The sequence below is a fragment of the Acinetobacter sp. NIPH1876 genome, from assembly GCF_022808535.1.
Lineage (GTDB): Bacteria > Pseudomonadota > Gammaproteobacteria > Pseudomonadales > Moraxellaceae > Acinetobacter > Acinetobacter higginsii.
Window position 1 is genome coordinate 108,350 of record NZ_JALGBR010000005.1, and the last position, 22,216, is coordinate 130,565.

At 40.1% G+C, this 22,216-nt stretch carries 1 protein-coding gene (only partly in view); it reads left to right on the forward strand.

Going from position 1 to position 22,216, the window contains the following annotated elements:
* Positions 1-22,136, forward strand: partial view of an Ig-like domain-containing protein gene (locus MN869_RS06815; RefSeq protein ID WP_243307007.1) — the 3' portion only. It extends 16,012 nt beyond the left edge of the window; only the last 22,136 of its 38,148 coding nucleotides appear in the window; the start codon falls outside the window, past its left edge; it ends in the stop codon at positions 22,134-22,136.
* Positions 22,137-22,216 lie beyond the last annotated feature (80 nt).

Here is a 22,216-nt window from a genome sequence, read left to right on the forward strand (position 1 = left end):
CTAGAAAGTTGGGTTACAACGAAACTTACACTGTAGAGCAGGTTATTCCTTTATTGGCTCCATCAGTGACAGGTTTACAGTTAGTTGTTCAGACCAATAGTAAGCAACTGAAAGACACAAACGATAAGGTCAAGCAAGAGAAAGTTAAAGAAAACAATATTGCTGCAGTCGCTTCACGTGTGACAGCAGCAATATCAGATTTAGCTGTAACCAACGTGCTGGTCGATCAGCAAGTATTTTCTGGTGAGTTAGTGAATGTTTCTTGGACTGTCGAAAATAAAGGGGCAGATGTTTGGTCAGGTACACAGTTATGGACTGATTATATCCTCATCAGTGCTTATCCTGAATATCGACCAGAATATGCAACAGTGATAGGTTCTGTTGTTCACTCCAACGCACAGGGTTTAAAAGCTGGGGCAAGCTATACTACAACCGGGAAATTCAATGTGCCTGTTGGTTATGATGGTCAATATTATATCTATGTATTTAGTGACGCTAAGCTGGACTCCAATGGTCGATTATATTTTTTACCCGATAATACTAGTGGCCAATATAATGAAGCTACTTTAGAGTCTTATCAAAAAGCGGTATTTGAAAATAATCTCATACAAAATAATGTAGCTTTGACTTCTCTAGATATTATTTACCGCGAGCCAGATTTAGTCATTCAGGATATCCAAATTTCAAACTCCAATCCGAATTCAGGTGAAACGGTTACGGTTACTTGGGTAGTGAAAAATGAAGGAACTCGGGATACTCGTGTAACAGGTTGGTATGATGGTATTTATCTATCAATTGATCAGACGATTGATATGTCTGACTATCCTGTTGTAGATCGGGGGAGTGAATATGAGTACAGATTTAAGATTAAGCAGACGCTTATTCGTAATGTCGAGGGGAAAATCGATGTCCTAAAAGTTGGACAAAGCTATACGCAATCAGCGACCTTTACCTTGCCAACAGCAATTGGTGGTCATTTTAATATTATTATAAAAGCGGATACTAATTATGTTAAAGATTATGATCAACCTGTATCTTCAAGTATTCGTAAAAGTTTAGATGTTATTGATAAAATACCCTTCTATGATCAAGGGGCTGTCTTAGAATTTAAGGATGAAGGTAATAACGAAAAATCGATTGCTCTAACGATTAACTATGTTAGTCCACCAGATTTACAAGTAAGTACTGTAACTAGCCCAACTAGTGTGATTTCAGGTCAAAAAGTCGATATCTCATATATCGTAAAAAATCTTGGTGGAAAAACGCCATCAGATCAAGGTTCGTGGACAGACTTGATTTATTTATCTTCTGACCGAGTACTTGATTTAAATAAAGATAAACTTTTAGGCTTTGTGAATCATAGTGGCGGCTTAGCGGCAAATGCTGAGTACTCGGCCTCAATTCAAGCCCAGATTTCAACTGAGATGAGTGGGACATATTATGTCTTTGTAGTGACAGATCCTGCTTATTATCGCGATGGAGCAACAGGCAGTGTTTTAGAGTTTGAAAATGATCTCAATAACACTCTTGCTGCTGAACAGCCATTACTCATTATTCAACCTGACCCTGTTGATTTACAAGTCAGCGATATTGTATTGCCAGCGCAAACGAAAACGGGTGAGAAGATTCGCGTTGAGTATATCGTTAAAAATGTCGCAGACTATCAAGCACATGGTCAGTGGTCTGATGCCGTTTATCTATCTCGAAATAATACTTGGGATAATCAGGATATTTTATTGGGCCGTTTCACTCATCAAGGTGGATTGGCAGCGCAGCAACAATATACAGGTTTCATTGAGGCGCTATTACCGACGGTTCAAGATGGTCAATGGTATATTGTTGTCCGTCCCGATATTTATAATGAAGTGTATGAGGGGAGCATTGTTTATACTGAAACAGGTTTAAATATTGCACCGGCAGAAGCAAATAATGAAGCTGCTTCAGCCTCAACATTTACGGTGACGGTACCTAAACTATTACTCAATACCAATACAGATTTGACACTCAGCAGTGGTGATCAGTATCTCTATAAACTTGAGGTTGGTTTAGGTGAAACTTTACGTGTACGTTTAGATTCGAGTGCACTTAGTGGCTCGAATGAAATATACATTCGTTATGAAGGCGTACCGAGTACGGGGCAATATGATTATGCCTATACTTTAGCAAATTCACCTGACCAAGAATTATTGGTACCAACGACGAAAGCGGGTACTTATTATATTCTAGTGAAATCAAGCAATTCTGCCAAAAATACACCAGCAAAAATTATTGCAGAAACCCTACCTTTATCGATTACGAAAGTCACACCAGATCAAGGTGGAACCGGGACGAATGATTATCGCTGGGTCACGATGGACATTTATGGGGCGCAGTTCTCGGCTGGTGCTTTAGTTAAGCTGAGCCGTCCAGGTGTATTTGAAATAGAACCAGAGCGTTGGCAAGTACTTGATGCTACACATATCCGAGCTGTATTTGATCTTCGTCAAGTCCCGCATGGCTTGTATGATATTGTGGTGACGAATCCGAATGGTGATCGAATTGTAGAGCCATATCGTTACTTGGTAGAGCGTGCCATTGAGCCTGATGTGACCATCGGCTTAGGTGGCGCGAGTCAAATTGCCCCAGGTGAAACGGGTAATTATAGTGTTTCTCTGCAAAGTCTCACCAACGTCGATACACCATATGTTCGTTTGGATATTGGTGCGGTGGAGATGGGCTATAATGAATCATTAATTGAAGGTTTAAATCTGCCTTTCATTATTTTTGGTTCAAATGTTGGTGGTCAACCTTCTGGTGCGATCCTTGGTGATCAGGCGAATACCCAACAATATGGCACCACACCAACCGATAAAAATAAACTGAATCAAATTGCTTGGGCGAATTTAGACGGCACATTAAATACCTCAGGTATTAACCTAGCACCAGGCTATGCTTTTGACGTCAATGCTTCAGGGTTCACTGGCTTTACTTTCAATATCAAAACCTATCCGGGTCTGAAAGAATGGATCAATATGGATTTTGAAGGGTTACGTGAACAACTCTACATGATCCATCCTGATTGGAAAGCACAAGGTTTGCTGAACAATGGGGTCTATGATCTCAATAAAATTGCAGCTGGTTTAGCGACTCGCTTCTTGGATCCAGAAGAGCGTTTAACCAAAAATGAGCTTTTAGCCCTAGATTTCCGCTTTAATATTGCCGCTGCTGCCACACCAATTACACGTGCTGAATTTATTCAGGATCAAATCAAACATGCATTAAAAATGCGTGATGCGATTTTAAAAGACACGTCTGCCAATGTGAGTCTGAAAGCATTGGCTGCGGATGAAACACAATGGGTGCAAGGTTGGCTTGCCGCCTTAGAAGAAGGGGGATTATTACGTCCTGAAAATCAGGCACCCGCGATTCGAGAGAGCGTTCAGGTTCTTAGTCTCACCGCAAACTTAGCAACAGGTATTCTGTTGGCCAAAGCGGGCGAAAATTATCAAACCAAAGCAAGTGTCTTGTCATTCTTTGAGCAAATGCAAAAATGGTATGGTGATACCTCGAAATGGGCGGGTGATCCTGCGGCGCTTAAAGCTCAAATTGAGTATTATGAAACACGTACAAGTGAAGATGGTGGTTTTGTATTAAGTCCAGTACCTAAGAATATTAAGCCTGAAGATCTGATTTTAAATAGTGAAAATAATAAACACTTCATCAATTTTAATATTTTTGCAGGTGGTAAATCACAACTGGAATATTTACGCCATTTAGGATTGTTGGATGAAGACTTTAACCCTATTGGGGCGCAGGCACTTGCCTTAACGCAATATCTTCAGCAAATGGCGGCTGTAAATACGGATGCTGTACATGTACAAGGCCCAACCGTGATGCCGCATACCGATGGTAAAAGCTATGTTCCGAGTGAAACTGCATTACCATTCAAGATCAGCTTCCAGAATACAGCTGAACAATCATTGCATCAAATTCGTTTAGTGACAGCAATTGATGAGCAACTGGACCCATATACACTTCGTTTAACGGATATGAAGATTGGGGATATCAATATTCATGTTCCAGAAAATCGGAGCAGTTTTAGCAGTGATTTTGATTTCACTGGCACTCTTGGTTTTATCTTGCGTGTGAGTGCAGGTATTGATGCAGAAAATCGCGTTGTTACTTGGTTGATCCAAGCCATTGATCCAAATACAGGCGAGCTTTCAACCCAGAATCTACACCGTTTATTAAAATTAGATGGAAATAGTAAAGGTTTTGTTGGGTATACCATTCAATCGATTGAAACCGCAAAGTCGAATGAAGAGATTGAGACAAAGGCGCGCATTTACCTCAATAATACCCCACCAGTGGATAGCCAAACCACATTATATGTTTTAGATAATCAACGCCCTGTAACAACGCTACAAGTTGTTTCACAGCAAAGTACAGATGCGAACCAAGTTCATTACCAAGTACAGTGGTCTGCGCAAGACGATAGCAGTGGTATCAAACATGTCACTCTTTATGTTGCTGAAAATGGTGGTGATTTCAAAATCTGGCAAAAGCAACTGGTGCAAGCAAAAGGTGAGTTGCTGTTTATTGGAAAGGCGGGTGTTCAATATGAATTCTTGGCAGTGGCAACGGATATTGCAGGAAATCAAGAGGTTGCTAAAGTAACCAACTCAGTTTTACCAGATGATGGTTCTAGACAGCAATTATTGACAGAATTGGGCAGCAATGAATCTCTGCAACAAACAACACAAATACCTCAAGCAACGCCAGATCGAAGTTATTTAAATAACGCTATTTTTGTCGAAGCGCAAAAAGGTTTAACAGGTCAAATTGATAAAAATCAAAGTACCGATTTAAACTCAATTTTATCGCCGTTTAGTCTCAATGCTTTTGCGAGTGGTTTTAATGCGAGTCAGGGCGAAGTCGGTGCAATGGCAATGGTTGAACTGCCAGACCACCGCATTCTCGTGAGTGCAGGTCAATATCGTAATCAACTCTTTATTTATGCAACAGACGGCGGCACACAACAAAAACCACTTTATACCTTTGATCAGCCGATTATGGATATGGCGATCGATTCAAAAGGGCAATTATGGGTGTTGACGGGCCAAGAGCTTTGGTTACTGGATTACTCGACTGGTCAGATTATTGAGCGTATTAAAGGTCCTGCGAATGAGCCATTAACCCATGCTTTAGCTGTTGAGCCAGAAACAGATCGACTCTATGTTTCATCTGGAAATGGGATTGAGATTTTTGATCTTCATGCGCCAGTAGGACAGCAATGGACGCACTTCTCTAATGCCTTGGTCTCTGATTTAAGTTTTGCACCAGATGGCCGCTTATGGGCTGTACGTTGGACAAGTTCGAATATTCTTTCTCATATTGGTAAGACCGATATCATTAGTCTACCGCTGACAGGTAAAACTAAAGGGCGGGCTGAGATTGAATACACTCTCAATGGTTTAATTGATAGTTTGGTGTTTGGACAAAAGGACACCGCATTTGAAGGCTTATTATTTGCTTCTGCCAATAACAGTCAACAATTCACCAGTAGTAGCAAATCACTGCTCAAGCAAGACAATGCTGCTGTTTGGATGATCAGCTTAGCCAAACGTCAGGCTATTCAACTGGCGCAAGGTGGTTCACGCGGCGAGTCCATTATTATCACTCATGATCAGCGAATTTTGGTGGCACAAACCAATCGTATTGACGAGATTGCACTGATTAAAGCACCAACGGTGATTGCTAGCTCAATTCAGGATGGAGCATATTTACCTCTTCCGTTGAGTCATGCAACTTTAAGCTTTGATCAGGCGATGTGGTTGGGCAACAATGGAAATGATAGTACAGATGTTGCGAGTGTATTGAATCCAGCGAACTATCGTATTGTCGGAATTGGTAAAAATATCAATCAAGTTCTGCTGCCTGAATCAGTGCAATGGGATAAAGCAACCAACAGCGTGACATTGACTTTACCAAATATTGCAGCAGGTCAATGGCGACTTGAGGTCTCATCGAACCTACAAAGTGCGAAACAGACTCGTCTTGAGGGGGTCTATACCGCAGCATTTACGACAGTCACCGATTACAGCGCATTTGTTCACATTGAATTTGAAAAAACGCGTGCCGATCGTCTCAATGGTACGGTCAGTTATGATGTGAAACTGACCAATATTGGTCAGGATAGTATCCAAGGCCCATTATTATTGTTGCTTGATCCGGGTCACTACTTTAATGGTGGCATTGTTTCGGCAACACAAGGTCAAGGATTACAGAGTGAATTGTGGTTATTGGATATTAGTGGTTATTTACAAGCCCATGGCGGCAGTTTAAAAGCTGGTGAAAGTTTAACGGGTATTACGGTCTCTGTGGTGAAAGCAGAAGACTTAACCGTGTCTAAAGATGCTGCACGTTTATTAAAATTTGATTTAGCACATCAGATTTATGCACTTCCTTATGATAATCAACCGCCAGTGATTCACTTTGATGAGACGAAGCTTAAGGCTAAAGTGAATGAAAGCTGGGCTTTAGATTTAACCGCGATTGATCAAGATGGTAATCAGTTCTATTGGAGCATTGTTGAGGCACCTCAAGGTGTCAGTATTGATGCAACCACAACGGGACAACCTTCTGATCAAGGTTATCAAGCACATGCGCAACTTCGTTGGACAGCAACAACTCAAGATCGAGTGGATAGTGAGATCTTGTTGAAAGTTGTCGACAGTCGAGGGGGCGTTGCGCTTAAACGTCTCAAGCTTCAGGTGGATGGGGCAAATCATGTCCCTGTTATTGCTGCAATCAGAGATATTGTTTTAACAGAAGGTCAAAGCCTGAGCCAACAATTGTTAGCTACGGATGAAGACAGCGATCGTTTGAGCATGGCGGTACGTAATTTACCAGCGGGTGCTGAATTCGACGTTGCAACTGGGAGGTTGACATGGACACCTGCGTTTGACCAAGCGGGTTATTATGAAAATGTTGAGTTGGTCGTTTCAGATGCCAAACATGAAAGTCGTTACCAGTTTAATATTACGGTCAAGCAAGGATATGAAAAACCAGTGCTCTTGCCTGTGGCAGCACAGCAATTACGGGAAGGTGAACGTTTTAGTTTACAACTGGCAGGTAATCTACCTCATGGACTGATGCAGTATTCTGGACAGGAAATCAAACTAAGCTATAGTGCAGAGTGGCTACCAAGTGGCGCTATCCTGAATAAAGAAACCGGATGGTTAGAATGGACCCCAGGTTATGCTCAGGCGGGTAACTATGAGATCCCAATTCGTTTAGTGGCAACTTATACCCCAACTAATGGGGGCATTCCTGTACGTACTGTTGTAACTCAAACACTCACATTGGTGGTAAACAATGCCAATGCTGCGCCACAGTTCGAATCTAGCCCGACATGGACGGTATTGGAGGGGGCAAGTCTCCGTTTAAGTGTTTTTGCATTTGACCCAGATAACCCTGGCTTTGAACCCGCGTTTAAATCACACCCTCAAAGCCAGGCTGTTCAGATGTCTGATGTGCCTGCCTCGGTCACATATCAAGTGACAGGTTTACCTGAAGGTGCGACATTTGATCCTGAAACCTTGGAAATTTATTGGAATCCGACCTATCAACAGGCGGGTATTTATAAGGTGAAGGTCATTGCAACAGATGATGGCAATGGAACAGGTCAAGTACTGTCGACAGAGCGTACCTTTAGCATTAATGTGCTCAATGCAAACCGTACTCCAGAGATCGGTGCACTTGAAAGTGTAATTGTGGATAAAGGTGCTGTCATTGAGATTCCTGTCTCGGCAACGGATAAAGACGGTAATCCAATTGAACTACAAATTGAAGGCTTACCAAACTTTGCAACCTATACCCAAGTCCAGTCTGGTAGTCATGTTAAAGGGGTGATTCGTTTTGCACCTCAAGCCGGACATCGTGGTGATTACACCATTACCGTAACCGCAAAAGACAATGGTGATGGTGATATTAATCAAGTTCTGATTGAGCGTAAGAGTTTTGTTGTGACGGTAAGAAGTTATAGCGAAGCACCTAGCCTCAGTGTGCCTACACGAAATGTCGCTGTGGTGGGGCAACAAATTCGTATTCCAGTCGCAGTAATTGATTTAGATCAAGATACCTTGAATTATATCGTGCAGGGTCTACCTGCAGGTGCTCAACTTCTGCAAAGTACCACTTATGGTTATGCTGAAATTGTTTGGACTCCAACTGCGAGCCAAATTGGCCAATATGATTTAAGTGTCCAAGTTTCTGATCAGGGCTTACCACCTAAAGATTTAGGCTATGCCGTGCCTGAAGGCTTTGTTGCTGTACCGAATGTAGTAGCACAGGATATTCGTATTGTCGTACGTGCAAACAATCTTGCACCAGAATTGCTTGATGTTCAGGTACAACAAGGTGGTAGCGTAGAACAGCAAGCTGATCAAATTATTCTGAAGGCCCAAGAAGGTCAGCAGTTGACATGGACGATGACGGTCAAGGATGCAGACTTAGATCAATTGTATTGGTCCTTTAGTGCCTTACCTCGAGGGGTCAATGTTACAACGCAAGCACTAGGGAATGGTCAAAGCCAGCTTGTATTTAAGTGGTTGCCATCCATGTTTGCTGCACAAAGCAGTTTAGGGACAACGCAATTAGGTCAATATAACTTTAGTGTTCGCGTGACGGATGGGAGTGCGCAGCTCAATCGTAATATTCAAATCCAAGTTGCCAATGTGAATCAACAGCCTGTATTTACCAGCGTACCATTACAACTGGTATATGAAGGTGAAACCCTTTCATTTAATTTATTGGCCCAAGATGGCGATAATGATGCGTTACGTTATCAGTTAGTACATGATGCGAATACACCAGCGGGCATCTATGTCGATGCAACCACAGGCTATGTTGAATGGACACCTGCACAAGACACGGTAAATAATGCTTTAAGCGATCAGAAAGCGTTTGATCTTACTTTTATGGTGAGCGATGGTCAGCTTTCAGTACTTAAAACGGTTCAAGTCCGTGTATTGGATATTAATAAAGCACCTACCATTCAGAGCAGTAATCGAACACTATTGGTCGGCCAAGCGTTCCAATTAGATGTGCTGAAAGCTGCTCAAAATAGCCTAAGCGACAAACGTAATATCTATGTTTCAGATGTAGATGGTACAGTACAAACCCAAGCGCTTACGGTCAGTTTTGAACAGTTACCGCAAGGTGCTTACTACGATGCGACTTCAGGGCGTTTGTCATGGACACCAAGTGCGGGTCAAGTTGGAAAATTTGTATTCTATGCACGTATTTCAGATGGTTATGATACGGTCCGCCAAGCAATAACCTTCAATGTTGTTGCAGAGCAGAAAGCATATCAACCCGACTTACATATCGAGACGACCCCAGCTATTCCTGTTGTTGCAGGACAAATTGTGACAGCAACGGTACGAGCAGATAGCTTCAGTGCCATTGCGAATACTGTGATTGAAGTACGTGGTAGTGCATTAGGTACGGATCAATGGCAGGCAGTCACTTTAGATTCGACCGGTCGTATTAAACTGACTGGACAGCAACCAGGATTGATTGAAATTCGGGCGACAACTATTGATATTGATGGATTTAGTCAGCAACGAACTGAAACAATCCGAGTCAAAGATCCATCGGATAACGTCGCGCCTGTTTTAACATGGCAAGGCCAGCTGAGTGGTGCTGCAATCACTACAGCACCGATTGTGATTGAAAGCACGACTGAGCTGATGGCGTTTATCAAAGAACAGCAGTTGATGGGCTATAAGCTAGAAATAGCGCGTAACAGCACTGGGACATTACAATGGCAGAGCCTACAAGAGATTGCACTTAAAGCAGTACAAACTAATCAAAACCTCAATATTTTTGCTTTAAATCCAGCATTACTTGCGAATGGTGTTTATCAGTTACGTTTGACAGCGTGGGACCTTGTTGGTCGTGTTGAAGAACTTTATGCCAATATTGAAATTAGCAGCAGTGCAAAACAATTGAATCAAGCCAGTCATGTGGATGCAACGTTACAGATTGGGTCACAAACACTTGATTTAGTTCGTTCAATTACCGCAGGTGTACAGGGCGATTTCTCTAACTGGAGCAGTGCATTATTTGATACTCAGTTGACACATAATCAACGGTTGACCAATAGTGTGGGCGGCGTTGCAGCATGGCAAACTGGAGCAAAAGTCTGGCTGCAAATTCCTCAGGCAATGACAGGTGCCCATGCAATACAAACGCAATATCTAAGCTTTAGCTTGAATTTACAGACCCAATATGTAAATGGGGCAAGTACTGGTATTCGTCAACTCACTCCACAATTTAGTAATGACCAAGGCTGGCGTTTAACCGCACATACAGCATTTGATTTACATACAGATACGCTTGTTCAACAAGGGCAAAGCTTATATAACGAAACGACAGGACTCGCATGGGCACCAAGCTATTTCAGCTTAACTGCACCAAATGGTACGCGTTATGTACTAGATCAAACTGGCAAAGTATTGTCTGTCACATTCACCAATGGTGAACAATGGTTGGTGAGCCAAAACAATATCGTATTGGTCGGTGGTCAAAGCTCACAAAGTATTGAGTTTAAACGTGACAGCCAAGGGCGTGTCAGCCAAGTGATTGGTCTAGATGCGCAAGCGAAGGCGATCAGCTTAGTCTATAAATACAATCAATCGAATCAGCTGGAATTGGTGCGTAACCTGATTACAGGTGAAGTGGTTCAACGCTATAGTTACTCATCTACAGGTGAAGTCCGTCTGGAAAAAACCACAGCTTATTTGGGTGCAAGTGTAGATTGGCTCAACCAAAACCAATCTTTGCCGCAATGGCAGGGTGAGTTGACCAGTCAAACACAGTATTTTGACTTTGCGATTCGTGAGTCAGAATTGGCATCTACCATTAAAGCAATGGGTGCTACTGGTGCTGTGTTAGTGGCAATAGAAACACAAGGTAATGTTCAAGACATTGTTGTTGCAGATACAAACATTGTGTCGCAACAGCGACATGGTGATCGTACCATTACCTTGGTTCGAATCACTTCGGCAGGCTTTAAGCAGTTGGCTGTAAAAGGAACAGGTTCAGTTGCGGTTCGTTTATCTATAGTGGGTGATTTAAATCGTGATGGCTATGTCGATGGCTTAGATAGTGCGTTGTGGCAACAAGCACAAGCAGGACAACAGCAATTTGATTTAAATGGTGATGGCGTTGTCAATAATACCGATTTACAAGTTCTCTATGCCAACTATGGTTGGAAATCAAACCAAGCCCCAGTCAATGTGGTCGAACAGGGCAAACAAGCTTTAAAAACGCATACAGATTTATCGGTGAGCGGTGCATTGGAGCAGATTGCAGTTGATCGTGAGGGTGATACGGTTTACTGGAATATTCTAGGTAATACACATGGTATTGCTCAACTTTCACCAAATGGTAAGAATCTTAGCTTTAAACCAGAAGCAGGCTTCTCAGGTTATGCGACAGTAACACTACAAGCAGATGATGGTTATAGCAAAGGTCAGCCAATTGAACTGAAAATCTATGTGAGTGATGCCAAGTTAGTTTTAATTCATGTCGAACGTTTGGCGGCATTGGCGCTGGGTAATGGAGCAACCTTACAAGTCAAAGGTGACTTTGAAGATGAAAGTGGCGTTATCTTAACGGCTGATTATTTGCAGTTTGTCAGTGATAACCCGAATGTGCTCACTGTAGATGCGCAAGGTAATATCACGACCAAAAAAGCTGGTATCGCAACAATTCATGTATCTGCTCGTGGTATTGAAGGGGTGAATGCAATTTCAGTCAGTTTATATGGTGATGAACCAGAGCTGGATGACAATGGCTTTGAAGTGGATGTTTATCCAAAAGCAGTGACTTTACCACTCAATGGTGAGCGTCAACTTAAAGTGACCGATGTTGATGGGAATAAGGTTTCTGCGGCTTCTGCTGGTACTAAATACTATATCAGCGACAGCAGTATTGCAGAAATTAGTGCTGATGGTCTGATTCATGCAAAAGCAACAGGTATTGCACAAGTTACAGTGATCAATAAAGGCCACCAATATACCTTTAGCCTGATTATTCAACAGCCTGAAATTGGTTCTGCGGTCGTAGATGCCAAGAAAGGTGCTGTGGTTCAGGATGAACAAGGCAATATTTTAATGGTTGCGCCAGGTGCTGTAAAAGAAGGTACTGAAGTTTCGATCAAGGCTAGATCATTGGATGAGTTGGGAATTACTCCTCCAGCTAAGGATTACTTAGCTGCGTTAGCTGCAGTTGAAATTAATGTCGGTGATAGCCAAGCCAACTTACCAATTCAGCTATCACTAAAAGTTGGTAGTGAATATATTAATCCTATGACAGGTAAGGCTGAAATTATACAAGAAGGAATGGAGGTACAGTTCTGGAGAAAAGGAGTCATTACTGATGAAAATGGTATTGAAAAGGAGATTTGGTGGTTAGTCGATAATGGCTACATTATGGCAGATGGAACAGCGAAAACTGCCAGCCCGCCATATACTGGTGTTCAAGTTAGTGGAACATTAGTTGTTACTACAGCAGTTTCATCTATAAATAAACAGAACGGTGAAATGAAAGTAAGAGGTGCTTCTTTTGATTATGGAGTATTCATTAATAACCTCATGAATATCGCTTTTGGTGGGGGGTATTTAGCTCTCATGGGAGCATTTATGTGGGATTATTCAACTAATTTTAATTTTATAAATTATACGCTAGAAGGAAGCTATCATTCCAAGCCAATTATAGAAATGAAAGACAATGAAATTTCTGTTGAAATTCCTAAAAGTAATATTCAGAGAAACACTCCGGAAATAAATAAAATTACTTATAAAATTAATGAGGATAAGGATAAAAATACAATTAAACTTTCAATGGATAAATTAATACCATTGGGTGCTAAAATTGATGATTTTAATTTCAAAGTTTGGATTATTCCAAAAGGTGAAAGTGGTGTTATTTCAACTGAAGAAAATCCAGACAGAGGGTTGATTAATCACATCTATGATATTGGTAGAAATAATATTAATTTGTCTAAATCGGAAATAGAATTAGATGTTAGTAAGAAAATATCTTTATCTCAGCATTATATTTTAGTACAAAGATACTCAATTTATGTTGATGAGAATGGAGTCAGAAAACAATATAGTGTTCCCGTTAATAGTGAGCTTGTATCCTACTACAGTGAAGAAAATATAAAAAATTACTCTGTATTAACTTCAGGGCGAGATTCTATAAAGATTGTCAAACAGACTAATAAAGTCGATGAGCTTGAGGTGGTTAGAAAAATTACTGAAGATGAAAAGGGTCAACCTTTAAATTTTGTCAGTCATTACGATGATCAAATAGCATTTAGTCTTGATGGTTCTACTGCATTTATTGCAGGTGTTAAGGGGTTAATCTATGTAATGGATATGCACTCTCATAATATTGTATATACCATTCAGTTAAAGAATATCAGTAGTGTTCGAAGTCTTATTGCCACCCAATCTTGGTTATATATAGCGGAAGGAAATGATGGTAATTCGTTAGTTCGTGTGAATATAGATACGTATGGTGATGATTATTTAAATACTGAGCAAAAAATTAACGTAAAACTCCCATCTAAGTTTGGATTGTCTGATATGGCTTTAAGCTATGATCGCTATCTTGCTATAGCTGCAACCAATATCCGTGAGGCTCTAGGCTTTAAAACAAATTTTGACCAAGGCAATATTTATATTCTGGATCTAAATAGAATCGATGTTGATGGTAATTATGTAGATGAAGTAGGGCTATCTAAAGATCCATTTGTTGTTGATAGTTCTAAACTTCCATCTTATAAAGGTAGAGGTCCAGATAAGTTAATTACAGGAGTATTACCAGGGGAGTTCCTATTATCAACTACGAATGATCATGGGCGAGGTTTTATGGCAATAAAACTAGATCTTGATGTACGTACTGGCGATATTAAAGATGCAACAACTCTAGCACCGAACTCGCTTCGACCTGAAGTACCTGGAACGAGCTATTCTTATAGAGATTATTTCATGAGGTTAGATATACAGCGAGCAACAGATATGGTGCTAACTGTATACAAAGGTAAATTATATGCCATTGTAGCTGATTATAATTTTGACTTTAATGAATTTGATTGGTTAAACCAAACTAAACCGGTCCAATCAGGAGGTAAGCTTGGAATTATCGAAGATCCTTTTGGTGTTCCTGTATATTTAGGTGCTACAACTCCAATTGTTGGTGGAGCTGTACAAACATTAGCAGTTACTGCACAAGGTCTGTTACAAAGTATTGTTTGGCAATATGATGAATATGTACCAGAAGAAAAAGTCTGGAGATCTTATAAAACGCTATATTCATGGGATTTGAAGGGGCTTCTCGATGCAGCAATTAACCATCGAGATAAAGGCTTAGGAATGGACATTCCGCTTGATCGATCTGGAAAAAAACGAGTATTAAATGAACTAAATCGTTACGAAACACGTTATATAGAAATTCCAGAAGCTATGCCGAAAAAATTTGATTTAACTGAAAACCAGCAAAGTGTTTTTGAATGGCACAGAAGCTATCAAAATTACTATGATGATCAAATCGGTATTTTCTCTTTAGATGATCTTGAAGATAAAGATGGCGATAAACAGAATGAAGAGGATGATAATATTGAGTTAACTCAAGAAGAGGAGGTTAATTTAATCCGAAATCAAGCTTCTACAATGTATTTCATCGCAGCTGTTCAGAAAGAAATTCTGAAACTAATTCATACGGACTATACAGCTGAAGATGAAAGAATGGTTTTAGCATTAAAGCTGCTAAAAACAATTACTGTTGATGCTGATAAGTTACAAGAGAATACTGAAGAAATTGTTTCTCATACTCGAGAGTTTTTAAATCAGTTAAAGAATACTTTAACTAATGATTTACACACTGCTGCAATATTAATGGAGTTCCTACATCAAAAGGAAAAAGAATTACTCGCTTATATCATTAAGAAATTTAATATTGAGATTCCTAAATCTAAGCTTAAAGTTGTAGATGATTCGGGGAATCCACTAGATTTTTCTAAAATCTCACTTGAGCAAGTTATTGAAGATTTTAAATCGACTAGTGATTCTGATGTTCAAAAGGCTTCAATCGCACTTGGGTTCCCTGCTGGAAAAATTGTTGGTTCTACTGGAACTGGTAAAACATCATTAGGCATTTTTAGACCAACAGAAATGTTGATCAACCAAGCGAAGAATGTATTAAAAGCTAAAGAACTCCAAGATGCTATGAAAAAGGCTGGACAGCAAATAAAATTGGCAAGAGAAATGCTGGTAAAAGCAGGAAAGGCTGTGGATTATAAAGCTGCTCTCCAGATTATCAACAAAGCAAATTATAAGCGGGTCCTAACCGTTGGAGCTGTAACAGGTACAGGTGTCATTGTTGGTGGTCCAATTTTAGATAATAAAGATCTTAAATCACTACAGATTTTATTACTTGCATTAACTGTTGGAACTGTTCTTACAGATGTTACGACTGGGGAACCAGAAGCGAAAAAGAAAGAACCTAATACTATTTCTATAGGTGGTACTTTCTATCTTGAAGAACAAGGATATCAGGCAATTTATAAGGAAAATGGGGAAAAGAAAACTCTCGAAACCATGTTGGAAAGTGCGAAAAAGGAGCTTTTTGGATTTGCCTCAATTGGGGTGACGGATAAAGAAAATATATCGAATCCAAGTACTTCTAAAAAAACAGCGACCTTTCAGGAGGTTAGTTATGATGTAACAATAAGCTTAAAACAGCTTGCTGATCATATGAATACAACTGCTGAGAGTTTATTTAGTATTTTTATTAGCTTGAAACAGTATTTTAATGACTATTTACCTGATGAGCTAAAACAGTTATTAGATCAGTTATTTAAAGATGATGTTAAAGGGAATAAAGTAGCGATAGAAGCTTTGTCTTATACAATAAAAGTTGTGTTTGAAGAGGATCGTTCTGACGCTATTTTAAACCAATATGTTACAAACAATGAGTTTTTAGATGAAAAGAGAAAAAATGAAATAACTGCAAAATATAAGAGTGGTCAAGCGACGTTATTAGCAGGACATTATTTACGTTTTACGAAGTGGGGCGATTTTATTAACCCCTTACAATTTTTCTTGCAACCATTAAAGATTAGTATTAGTACTGTGGCTCTTAGTAATCAAGAACGATTTAATTCAATTTTAACTCATGAATTTAAAGAGATCGTAAATAACTTGGGCTATGTTGTTGATAAGGCCTTTAAGTACTCTTCAATTGTGAAAGGATTAAATGCAAAAGAAGATGATAAAAACCATAGTGACGCGGCTGCTTATGCAGACTCGTATTGGGCTGAGCTTGAAGCTGAAGCGAAGATAAATGGTGATGATGTTTCAAAGATAAATGGTCAATGGTTCTCAGATCTAGCTTCAATCAGTAGAGAAAATGAAAAACTTACAGCTAAAGCTTTATTAATTTCACAAGTTGTAGGTAAAGCATTTGAAAATGACTTAGAGAGTATTTATCAAGGGAGTGGTCGTAAAATATTATCTCAGATTGGTTATACTTTATATGAGAATGGCAGTAATGTTATTCCTTATCAGACGAAGAATGGACAAGAATCTTCGGGGATTTTTGATTTCCTTGAATGGAATAGCACTGAGAAAAAATTTACCATTATCGAAGCGAAATCAACTCGTGATGATCGTATGAAAAATATAATAGATGGTAAGAAAGATGGTAAGGATATTTATGATGCAGTTGCTTTTACAGACAATCAACGTTATTTATATCGGGCTTTATTAGATTCCAGTAGGAATTTACAGCTAAAGCTAAATGTTAACTCAATTGATTTAATTGAAAGATTAATTAAAAGTGATAGTGGCTTGAGTGATATTGAGCGTCAATTAATTTTACAAGATTTATTTATTGATGGAGTTTATTTAAATATAGGGAAATACCTAAGTCGGAAAGAAATTAAACTGGAAGTCAGAGCTTATGATTTAAATAAAGCAGCGGCAGATTCAATTGCAATTGCAGCTGGATTTAGTTCGGATGCAGCAGAAACAGCTGTTCAAATCTATGTCAATAATGCAAATTCACCGCATAAAAGCTATCTCTTAGATGACTACAGCAAAATCAAACTACCTAAAAAGTCAGGGCAAGCAATGTCATTGCTGAGCTTGAATAATGGCGTTGTGGATATTATGCAATGGTCCGAGATTGAGGCTGTATTTGAACAAGCCAAACAATATTGGGTAGATATTGGTATAGATGCATCGTTATTGGAGAATATTCGACTGCAATTAGACCAGAGTCTTAATGATAGTACTATTGCCTATACAACAAAAGATAAGGAGATTTACCTTTCTCAGAATGCAGGGGGATGGGGATGGTTTATTGACCAGACCCCAGGTGAATCTAGTGAATTTAATTTTATTAACTCTTATTATAGTGTGGCAAATCGGGCAGATTTAGGAAAACAAATTGATTTGTTAACTGTACTGATACATGAGTTGGGGCATGTTATAGGTTATGCGGATAATTATAGTCAAAATAACATTATGACAGGTCTGATTCAGCCAGGAGTGCGGATATTACCAAATTTAAATGATCTGAGTCATATGCATGAGTTAGATAATCATTTCAAAGTTGGACATGAATTTGTAATTAGCCGTTTAGTTGTACCAAATTTAAATGCAAGAGAATGGGGTGAGCAACATCTGAATATTCAGGATATGTTTAACAACGTAAGTTCTACATTAACCGGATGGAAGCATCTAGGTGCGGTGCAGATACAAGGCAATGAAGATATTATCCTTACTGAAATTGAGCAGACTCATACCAATCTATCCCAAGCCTTTAAACTCGGGGCACAAGATCGAGTCCTTACATTTACGGTAAAAGATCAGCATCTAACAGACTATAACAATGGTCCAGATGATGCCTTTGAGGTTGCGCTGCTGGATGCAAAAACAGGCGAAGCACTATTTAAAGTGAATGATCTGAGTCAATCAGATGCACTCTTTAACCTGCAAGCCAATGGTCAAAACTATTTGGCACAAGGAATTGAGCGAGTTATTAACAGTGATGGTAGTCAAACATTCTTTATCAACCTAGACCAAGCTTTAGCTGGTAGAGAAGTTCTATTATCTTTTGATTTACTTGGCTTTGGGGCAGCAGATAGTTCAGTCACGCTTAGCAATATCCGTTTAGTTGCTGAAGCATTGGCAATGAATGATCACTACCAGTTTGATGAAGATACAACCCTCACGGGCAATGTGTTGGATAATGATTTACTGATTGGTAAATCAATTGAAAACGTGGTACTCGTGACTGCACCGCAACATGGTGAGCTGGTCTTGCTTGCCAATGGTGAATTTAGCTATGTACCGCATGCCAACTATTTTGGTGCGGATCAATTTAGCTACTACTTTGTCACCCTCGATGGGCAGCAGTCTAAAGTTGCGACTGTACAATTTGATATCAACCCAGTAAATGATGCACCGATTTTTAGCCAACAACCAAATTGGGAAATTATTGCGGGTGAACCACTGGTCTTAGATTTTGATAGCTACGTTAAAGATGTCGAAAGCAATCTAGTGACAGTACAAATCACCCAACAGCCACAATACGGCACAATTAGTTATGATGCTGCGACAGGTCATTATGTCTATTTGGTTGATAAGGATTTTGTGGGTGATGACACATTTACGGTTATACTCAGCGATGGTATAGATTCTTCCCAACCTTATACCTTTAGTATTCATGTTTTGGCATCAAATACGGCACCCGTATTAAATACACAAGATATAGAGATCGATGAAGATCAAGCGGTGATCTTTGATCCATTGGCAAGTGCTTATGATGCCGATGGTGATGTACTTGGCGCGCATATAACGCTACAGCCGCTATATGGACGTTTAGAACAATTGGCGGATGGGCGTTATCAATACGTACCAAATGCCAATTACTTTGGTACAGACAGCTTTAGCTACTATGTCACAGATGGAAAACTGGATTCACAAGTGGTCAGCGTGACGATTCATATCAAAGCTGTGAATGATGCTCCGATGCTACAAGCACAAACGCTGATCACAGACGAAGATACTGCGGTCTTCATTGATTTACTGGCGACAGCACAGGATATAGAAGGCGATGTATTAAATGCCGTAATTGTGACGGAACCTGTCCATGGACAACTGGTACGATTGACGGATGGACGTTATCAATATGTGCCACATGCAAATTATTACGGTACGGATAGCTTTAGCTATTATGTGACTGATCATGCACTAAACTCGCAGGTTGTAACCGTATCGATTACTGTAAATGCAGTAAATGATGCACCGACATTGTTTGCACAACAGATAGTGACGAATGAAGATAGTGCGGTAACGATAGATCTTCTTTCAACAGCTCAAGATGTGGAGCATGATGTCTTAACGCCTGTACTAGTTTCACAACCTCTCAATGGTCAGTTGAAACCATTAGCAAATGGACAATATCAATATGTACCGAATGCCAACTACTTTGGTGCAGACAGCTTTAGTTACTATGTAACGGATGGTGAGCTTAAATCTCAGACGGTTGTGGTTGCTATTACGGTTAACTCTGTAAATGATGCCCCAACTGCAAACGCTCAAACTGTTCAAGGTTTAGAAGACCAAGTCCTGATTTTAAAATGGTCTGATTTTGCTGTGCTCGATACAGATGGCGATGTCTTAAGCATAGAAATTAGTGCTCTCCCTCAAACTGGTTTATTACAACAGTTTATCCATGACCAGTGGGAGTTAGTGAGTGTAGGCACACGTTTCAATCAAGCCGATTCTAATGCTGGGCATATTCGTTTTGTGCCAAGTTTGAATGAGGCCAGTGATCGTGCAATTGCAGGTATTGGTAATCAAAAAGCAATTTATGCACAAGTTGGTTATAAAGCTTTTGATGGGCAGCTTTACAGTGCAATGACCTGGTTGAATATTGAAATCGAGGCTGTTGCAGATCAACCGATTCTAAATATTGGTTCGACTACTAATCAAGAAATTTTGTTCCAGACCAGTTGGGAAACTGCAGCAAACCCAGACCTGACTTCAACCTTGATCGAACAGAATATGTTTGAGGGTTGGACATTACTTAAAGGATTGGATTGCAACCTGTTTGGTACAGATGGTTTTGAAATCTGGGGCAATGGCGACCGCATGGAGAATGCCTATGGTCAGCTTAAAACAGTTCAAGCAAAAGCTGGTAATGGTAATAACTGGTTAGAGCTCAATGATGCAGGCTTGTTCCAAGCTCAAACCTTGGGGATTGCGCGTAATGTACAAACTGAATTCGGGCGTAGCTATAATCTCAGTTTCGATTATGCAGGGCGTTTAGGCTTTAGCGAATGCTTTACCCAAATTGGTATTTATGTTGATGGTAAACGTATTGCGACTTATGCCAATACCAGTCCGAATGATCAGCTGAATTGGCAAAATATCCAATTTAGTTTTGTGGGTACGGGTAAACTGCAAAATATCCAAATTCATATTGATGCGCCATTGACACATTTAAGTGGGCGAGGTGCGATGATTGATAACATTGTACTTTCGACCAATAAGCCACTGAATCGAGGCAAAGAAGACTTGGCAATGCAGTTGTCTAGTATCTCAGCTCAGTTGCAGGACAAAGATGGTTCAGAACAGCTTAAACTTGCGCTTGCAGGCATGCCATTAGGTAGTAAGTTAACTGATGGTTCACACCAGTTTGTGGTGACCGATCAGCATACGGTTGCTGACATCAGCACTTGGAATCTCAACACACTACAGTTCACACCACCTAAAGACTTTAGCGGTGAACTGAAGTTACAAGTGGTGGCAAGCAGTATTGAAAAATCTAATGCAAGTCTTGCGTCAGCGATTCATGAGTTAACGGTATATATCGAAGCTGTTGCAGATGCGCCAAGTTTAGAAACTCATCAATCACAAAATGCTTTAACGAGCCGTGAGATTTTCCATACTGAATGGGGAGGTGTTTATAATGCCATTCTCAATAAAAACCCGTCAGTGGTGTATGGCTGGAGTTTAGATGGTTGGATGACTCAAAAAGATCAGTTACTTAAACTCGATGCTTTTGAAGTATGGCACTCTGGCGATCAAATGAAGAATGCTGCGAATCAAAATATAAGCTTACAAGGCGTGGGTTCAAATGCTTGGATTCGTTTGAATGATGGTAAGGATGCACTGTATCAGCAAACTGCGATTGAACGTCAGGTAAATACGGTCAACGGGACGACTTATACCTTAAGCTTTGATATGGCAGGCTTGTTAAGCCAAACTGCAAATATGGGGCGTGTCGGGGTATATGTCGACGGACAACAGATCGCTGTGTTTGACGCAGCGAGTGGACAAACCGCATTGAACTGGCAGGAGTATCAAATTAGCTTTGCGGGTAATGGGTGTGACCGAACTATCCGTTTGCAGCTTGAAGGAAATCTGAGTGGTCGTAGTGCCTTTATCAACGATATTCGTTTAGTTGAAACCTATACTTCAACTGCAAACCAAGTCTATGCTGTTGTCGGCCAGACTACGTATTTACCAATTATTGCGGCACGTAGTAATGATCTCGATGGTTCTGAGCGAATGAAATTAGAACTGACAGGTTTTAGTCAAGGTACGGTCGTGACGGATGGAACAAACTACATCACGATTAACTCAACTCAGCAGTGGATTGATATTAGTACATGGGATTGGACGCAGTTACGCTTTGCAAGTAGCCGTAATCAAGATATGGCGATTCAAGTAAAAGCGACGGCAATCGAGCAGAGCAACCAGCATAGTGCGAGTAGTCTCAAGACGATTGCAGTGAAAATGTTGGATGGACAAGCGTGTATCAACCCTTGGCGATTGGTCAACGGTTTTGTATCGACATGGGTCAACCATATCGCATCGATTCCTTTGACGGTGAAAGCACAGTGGGCTTGTTCAATTCCATTGCTTTCAACTCAGTTAGAGTTGAGCATCTTACCAAAAGACGAAGATGAGGATCTGATTCTACTCCGTCAAGAAGAACAGTCAGATGCATGGTTGAAATCTTTGGAACAAACTGCACAACAGAACTGGAAACAATTGTTTTAATTGAAAAGATTGGCCTCATGCTTTTAAAAGTATGAGGTCTTAATTAAATTAATAAGATTATTTAATTTAAGGACAAAGAA